Source organism: Streptomyces thermovulgaris, from assembly GCF_002155915.1.
In the GTDB taxonomy this organism is placed as follows: Bacteria; Actinomycetota; Actinomycetes; order Streptomycetales; family Streptomycetaceae; genus Streptomyces; species Streptomyces thermovulgaris.
This window is the reverse complement of record NZ_MUME01000200.1, coordinates 1-6081: the sequence shown is the minus strand read 5'-3', so window position 1 is coordinate 6081 and position 6081 is coordinate 1. Positions and strand designations below refer to the sequence as shown.

Genomic DNA, 6081 nt, shown 5'->3' with positions numbered 1-6081 from the left:
CGCCCAGGAGGCCAGCGCTCGCTCCACACCAGCAGCCGCCGCGGCCGGCCGGAGGCGAGCGCGGCCTCCTGGGCGAGCGCGGCCAGTTCGGCGCCCTGCGCGGTGGCCCGGGCACGCAGCTCCGAGGCGCCCAGCGTCATCCGGTGGTCGTCGAGCACCTCCAGTCCGCGCCGGCACGCCTCCAGCACACCCCGCACCGAGCCGGCCGCCCGCGCCCGCAGCGCCTGCGCCGCCCACCCCGTGATCCGGGCGAGCGGCGGCCCGCTGCGGCGGCCGCGCGCGGCGGCCGACAGATGCCTCTCGGCGTCCGCCCGCCGGCCCAGGGCGAGCGCGATCCGCCCCGCCAGCAGCGACGCCTCCGGCGCGGACGGCGAGCCGAAGCCGGCCAGCCGCTCGGCCAGCGCGGCCGCGTCCGCCACCAGCCGCCCCGAGCGGCGCCCGGTGGCCGCCCGCGCCTCGAGCAGCACCAGCCGGGCGTGCGCCTCCCACCAGGCGCGCTGCTGACCGGCGAACAGCCGTACGGCCGCCGCGGCGCGCGTGATCGCGGTGTGCGGGTCGCCCGCCAGCCGCGCGGCACGCGCCGCGGCCAGCAGCAGCTCCGCCCTGCGGGTCGGCTGGCCGCCGATGCCGTCCAGTTCGGCGAGCGCCGCGTCCGCCTCGGCCAGCGCCTCCGGGGCGAGCCCGGCGGCCATCAGGACCTCGCAGCGCCGGATGGTGAGCATGAAGGTGGGCGTGCCGAGCGCGGCGTACCGTTCGGCGGCCTCGTCGAGCAGCCGCAGGGCCGCCGGGATGTCGCCCTCCCGGAACGCGGCCAGGCCCCGGCTCTCCACGGCGTCGGCCTTGTCGTGCTCCTGGCCGGTGGTGTCCCACAGCGCCTGCGCCGCGGCGAAGTCGGCGTTCGCCCGCTCCACCGCGCCCAGCGCCAGGTGCACGGTGGCCCGCAGCGTCAGCGCCCGCGCCGTCCAGATCACGTCGCCGGCCTGCCGCAGCACGGGAATCGCCCGCCGTACGTCCTCCAGTGCCTCGCGGTGCCGGCCCAGCACCCACCACACGTACGCCCGCCGGTACAGCACTCGCGCCCGGGTGTGCCCCGTCCCGCGCGCGACCCCGCGCTCGAACGCCGCCAGCCCCTGCCGAGTGCGCCCCGCGTGCACCAGTGCGACCCCGAGCGTGGCCAGGACGTCGGCCTCCCGCTCGGCCGAGTCCGCCTGCGCCGCCAGGTCCCGGGCACGCCGCAGATGCCGCAGGGCCAGACGCAGATCGCCGAAGTCCCGCTGCCAGATGCCGATCACCTGGTGGGCGACGGAGGCGTGCAGCGGCGGCGGATCGGTGTCGAGCAGCTGCCGGGCCCGCGCCAGGGCCTCGTTGGGAGCGGCGAACACCATGGGCAGCAGGTCCAGGACCGAGGCGCTTCCGGCTGTCACGCGTCGGATGGTAGTGGCCCGGTGGCGGCCCTGTAACCGCGCCGAGCGGTCCTGACGATGTATCAAAGCCGATCCGCGCGGCTCTGATTGTCGAACCACCGCACCCTTGGGAGGACACGCCGTGGCGCCCCAGCGATTCCGTGAGCAGTTCGACCAGATCCAGCGCTCGATGCCGGACGTGCCGCTGGCGATGGGGCCGGACGACTCGGCCGAGTTCCTCTACGAGAAGGGCGTCGTCCTCGCCCGGGACGGCGAGGAGGCCCGCCTCGTCGAGGACACCGTCCGTGCGCACTTCACCGGGGTGGCCGGGCTGCCGGCCGACCGCGTGCGCCGGGCGAGCCCCGAGACCAACCGCACCGGTGTCACCCGGATCCGGGTCGGCGACCCGGGCGAGGGCGGCCGCGACGGCGACCGCGCCGTCACCCAGGCGCTGCGCGCCCTGCGCGCGCACGAGGACCGGGCCGGACGGAAGCTGGTCGGCCGCAACCACGTGGTGTCCATCGCGGTCAACGCCTGCCCCGGCGACGAGCCCGTGCCCGCCCCGCGCACCCGGGGCACCAACCCGGCGCCCGCCGGCACCGCCTACGACGCGGACACCGCCGTCGGCGTCCTCGTCGTCGACACCGGCCTCACGCACGACCACCGCTCGGTCCCCCTGCTGTCCCGCGTCCGGGGCGACGCCGAGGCGCGGGAGACCGACGACGCCGGAGTCCTGCGGCAGTACGTCGGCCACGGCACGTTCATCGCGGGACTCGTCGCGGCCGTCGCCCCCAACACCGACATCACCGTGCGCGGCACCCTCAGCAACGCCGGCGCCGTCCTGGAGCACGAGTTCGGCAACAAGCTCTTCGAGGCCGTCGACACCGACGGCTGGCCCGACATCATCAGCCTGTCCGCCGGCACCTCCAACGGCCGCACCGACGGCCTGCTCGGCGTCGACGCCTTCATGCGGGAACTGCGCGCCCGGGGCACCCTTCTGGTGGCGGCCGCCGGCAACAACGGCAGCGCCACGCCGTTCTGGCCCGCCGCCTACGCCGGTCTGCCCGAGTACGCCGACTGCGTCCTGTCCGTCGGCGCCCTGCGCAGCGACGGCGAACACGGCGCCTGCTTCAGCAACCACGGCCCCTGGGTGAGGGCGTACGCCCCCGGCGAGCGGCTGACCAGCACCCTCACCGGTTTCGAGACGCCCGTGCCGTACGTCTACCAGCACTCCACCTACGACGCCTGCCGGTACGGCTCCGGCTACGCCTGCACCTGCCAGTTCCCGCGCCACACCGGTGTGCTCAGCGAGGAGCGGGAGGCCACCTTTGCCAAGCCGGACCAGGTGATGTTCGACGGGTACGCGCAGTGGAGCGGGACCTCCTTCGCCACCCCCGTCGCCGCCGGCATGATCGCCGCCCACATGACGGCGCACAAGGAGCGCGACCCGCGTGCGGCCCGCCGTCAACTGCTCGAGGCCACCACCGAGTACGTCGACGTGCGCGGGGCGCGTGTGCCGGCACTGCGCCCGCCCACCTGGCGCCCCGTCCCCGTCACGCGTCCCGCTCCGGCGTCATGAGGGCCGGAACCCTCCCCTCCGCGGCGTACCATGACATGCCGTATCCGAGGGGTGAGGTCGTGGACCGTGCAGATGTCGGCGCGCTTGTCCGATCCGCCGTCGACGGTGACGCGGCGGCCTGGAAGGCGCTGGTGGAGGGGCTCAGCCCGCTGGTGTGGTCCGTCGTGCGCGCACACCGGCTCTCCGACGCCGACGGGCACGAGGTGTACCAGACCGTCTGGTTCCGCTTCGCCCAGCATCTCGGGCGGATCCGGGAACCCGACAAGGTGGGCTCGTGGCTGGCGAGCACCGCGCGCAACGAGTGCCTGAAGACGCTGCGGAGCCTGAGCCGGCTGACGGTGACGGACGATCCGCAGCTGCTGGACCGGGTGAGCGAGGAGGGCACCCCGGAGCAGTCGCTGCTCGACTCCGAGGAGGCCGCCGCCCAGAGCGAGCGGATCCGCAGGCTGTGGCAGGAGTTCGAGAAACTCGGCGACCGCTGCCGCCAGTTGCTGCGTGTGCTGATCGCCTCGCCGCCGCCCAGCTACCAGGAGGTGTCCGCCGCACTGGGAATCGCCGTGGGCAGTATCGGACCTCTGCGCCAGCGCTGTCTGCGGCGCCTGCGCGCACGACTCGACGCACGGGGGGCGACATGAACGACCGCGGGAACTGCCGGGAGAACCCCTGCCCCGACGAGCCGGGCGGGGGACCGTGGGACGAGGACCCGCTGGAGCAGGAGCTGCGGCAGGCCGCGGCCGTCCTCGACCCCGTCCCGGACCATCTGCTCCAACTGGCCGTCGACGCCTACGCGTTGCACGACCTGGACGCCCGTGTCGCCGAGCTGACCTTCGACTCGCTCGTCGACGCCCTGCCGGTCCGGGGCGCGACGGACACCCCGCGGATGCTGACCTTCCAGGCCGGTGAGCTGACCGTGGACGTCGAGGTCACCGGGGAGGGCCTGACGGGACAGGTGCTGCCGCCCCAGCCGGCCCGCATCGAGGTGCTGGGCGGCCCGCAGCCGGGGACCTCGCTCACCGCCGACGAGCTGGGGCGCTTTCTGACCGGCACACCGCCCGCCGGCCCGTTCGCGCTGCGGCTGCACACCGGCGGGGAGGTCGTGGTCACGGAGTGGCTGCGGGCCTGACCGCACCGCCGGGGCAGCGGTCGGCGACCGGTTCCTCCGGCCGGGGCCGGGGTCAGCGGCTCAGGCCGTCGACGAGGGCGGCCAGCGCCTCCCCGAGCCGGTCCAGCCCGGGGCCCGCGGGACCGCCCGGTTCGGTCATGTACAGGTCCCGGCGGATCTCCACCATCAGGGCGTGGACACGGGCGTCGCTCCCGTAGAACCTCAGCGGGACGTACGTTCCGCTGAACGGGCTGTTCAGCCCCGTCCCCCCGCACGGCTCGAACGCCTTGCGGGCCAGCCCGGTCAGCTCCGGCGGCGTGTGGAAGGCGTCGGTGCCCAGGCACACGGGCGGCCGGGGCCCCTCGCCGTGCAGCTCGTAGGGCAGCGCGGCGCTCGGGTAGGAGTGCACGTCGACGACCACGGCCCGGCCGGTCGCGGCCAGCCGGCCGGCCACCGCCTCCGTCATGGCCTCGGCGTACGGCCGGAAGTACCGCTCGAGCAGCGGTTCGGGATCGGTGTCCGCCGGCCGCAGCACCTGCCGGTGCGTGGTCCGCGTGTACACCGCGCCCATCCCGACGGCGAGCATCTCCTCCCGCTCGTCCGGGAACCGCTCCGGATCCACCACCAGCCGCGACAGCCGGTTCACGAACCGCCACGGGGTGACGGCCGCAAGACCGGCCGCCACCTCGGCGATCCGCGCGGTGTGCGCATCGGTGATGTGGTCCAGCTCCCGCTCCAGCGCCGCGTCGTCCAGCACGATCCCCGCCCGCACATCGGCCGGTATCTCCCGCGCCGAGTGCGGCACATGCAGGATCACGGGAGAGTCGTCGGCACCCGGCAGCAGCTCGAAGGACGGTGCGACGGCGGACATGGGGCTGCTCCTCGCTCTTTCTCCGCGCGCTCCTCGCGCCGGCGCCGGCCGGGCCGTTCCCCGGCCGGCACCGCGTTCTCCTCGCGCTCTTCTCGCGTCTTCCGGCAATCGCCCGGCGTGCTCCTCGCGCCGCCCCGTGCCGGCACGAGGAGCACGCCGTCATGGCCCCTCGATCCTGCCGCACACCACTGACATCGCGGCTCAGCCCGCCCCCAGCAGCTCCCGGACCAGCCGTCCCACCTGCTCCGTCTCCAGGAGGAAGCCGTCGTGGCCGTACGGCGACTCGATCACCCGCAGACGGTCGGCGCCCGGGATGCCCGCGGCCAGCTCCTCCTGCTGGGAGAGCGGGTAGAGACGGTCGGAGTCGACTCCGGCCACCAGCGCGGGAGCGCTCACCCGGCGCAGGGCGGCGCGCACCCCGCCCCGGCCGCGCCCCACGTCGTGGGCGTTCATCGCCTCGGTCAGCACCACATAGCTGGCCGCGTCGAACCGGCGTATCAGCTTGTCCGCGTGATGGTCGAGATAGGACTCCACCTGGTAGCGGCCGCCGTACCACGGGTGCTCCGTGCCCTGCGGGACACGGCCGAAGCGGAGCTGGAGCTCGGCCTCGCTGCGGTAGGTGACATGGGCCAGACGGCGGGCCAGCCCCAGGCCGGCGTGCGGCCCGGAGCCGGTGTCGTGGTAGTCGCCGCCGCGCCAGTGCGGGTCGCTGCGGATGGCGTGCAGCTGAATGCTCGCCCAGGCGATCTGCTCCGCGCTCGCCGCCGCCGTCGTGGCGAGCAGCAGCAGGGCACCCGTGCGCTCCGGGTACGACACCGCCCACTCCAGGGCCCGCATCCCGCCCATCGAGCCGCCGACCACCAGGGCCCACTTCTCGATGCCCAGCGCGTCCGCCAGGTCCCGCTCGGCCGCCACCTGATCCCGCTGGGTGAGGAACGGGAAGGACCCGCCCCAGCGCCTCGTTCCGTCGGGCCGCAGCGAGGCCGGTCCCGTACTGCCCTGGCAGCCGCCCAGCACGTTCGGGGCGACGACGAACCACCGGTCGGTGTCCAGCGCCCGGCCCGGCCCGACCAGCCCGTCCCACCAGCCCGGGGTGGGATGGCCGGGCCCGGCCATCCCACCCCGG

The 6081-nt window shown here is 75.2% G+C and carries 5 protein-coding genes and 1 pseudogene; 3 read left to right on the top strand and 3 right to left on the bottom strand.

Going from position 1 to position 6081, the window contains the following annotated elements; all coding sequences use genetic code 11:
* Positions 1–1424, bottom strand: a pseudogene (locus CCN35_RS16955) (CHAT domain-containing protein); the annotation flags it as partial.
* A 121-nt stretch (positions 1425–1545) separates the two neighbouring features.
* On the opposite strand from CCN35_RS16955, the gene CCN35_RS16950 reads away from it, so the two are divergent.
* From CCN35_RS16950 to CCN35_RS16940, 3 genes are read left to right on the top strand one after another with little or no spacing between them, the layout of a single operon-like run.
* Entirely contained in the window at positions 1546–2982 is a 1437-nt protein-coding gene (locus CCN35_RS16950) for a S8/S53 family peptidase (RefSeq protein WP_067394149.1), read from the top strand.
* Between the two features lie 35 nt (positions 2983–3017).
* The gene (locus CCN35_RS16945) at positions 3018–3617 is read left to right on the top strand and encodes an RNA polymerase sigma factor (protein ID WP_201450856.1); all 600 of its coding nucleotides are present in this window, start codon (positions 3018–3020) and stop codon (positions 3615–3617) included.
* Positions 3614–4105 (top strand): hypothetical protein, encoded by a 492-nt coding sequence (locus CCN35_RS16940; RefSeq protein WP_067394152.1) that lies wholly within the window; start codon positions 3614–3616, stop codon positions 4103–4105. Before CCN35_RS16945 ends, CCN35_RS16940 begins: the two co-directional genes overlap by 4 nt.
* Before the next feature lie 52 nt (positions 4106–4157).
* On the opposite strand, the gene CCN35_RS16935 is transcribed toward CCN35_RS16940, so the two are convergent.
* Positions 4158–4955 carry an N-formylglutamate amidohydrolase gene (locus CCN35_RS16935; RefSeq protein ID WP_067394154.1) on the bottom strand — a complete coding sequence of 266 codons (798 nt, stop codon included), beginning with the start codon at positions 4953–4955 and terminating at the stop codon, positions 4158–4160.
* A 201-nt stretch (positions 4956–5156) separates the two neighbouring features.
* Positions 5157–6081, bottom strand: a 925-nt coding sequence (gene metX, locus CCN35_RS16930; RefSeq protein ID WP_211285536.1) for a homoserine O-acetyltransferase MetX, incomplete at its 5' end; no start/stop codon positions are given.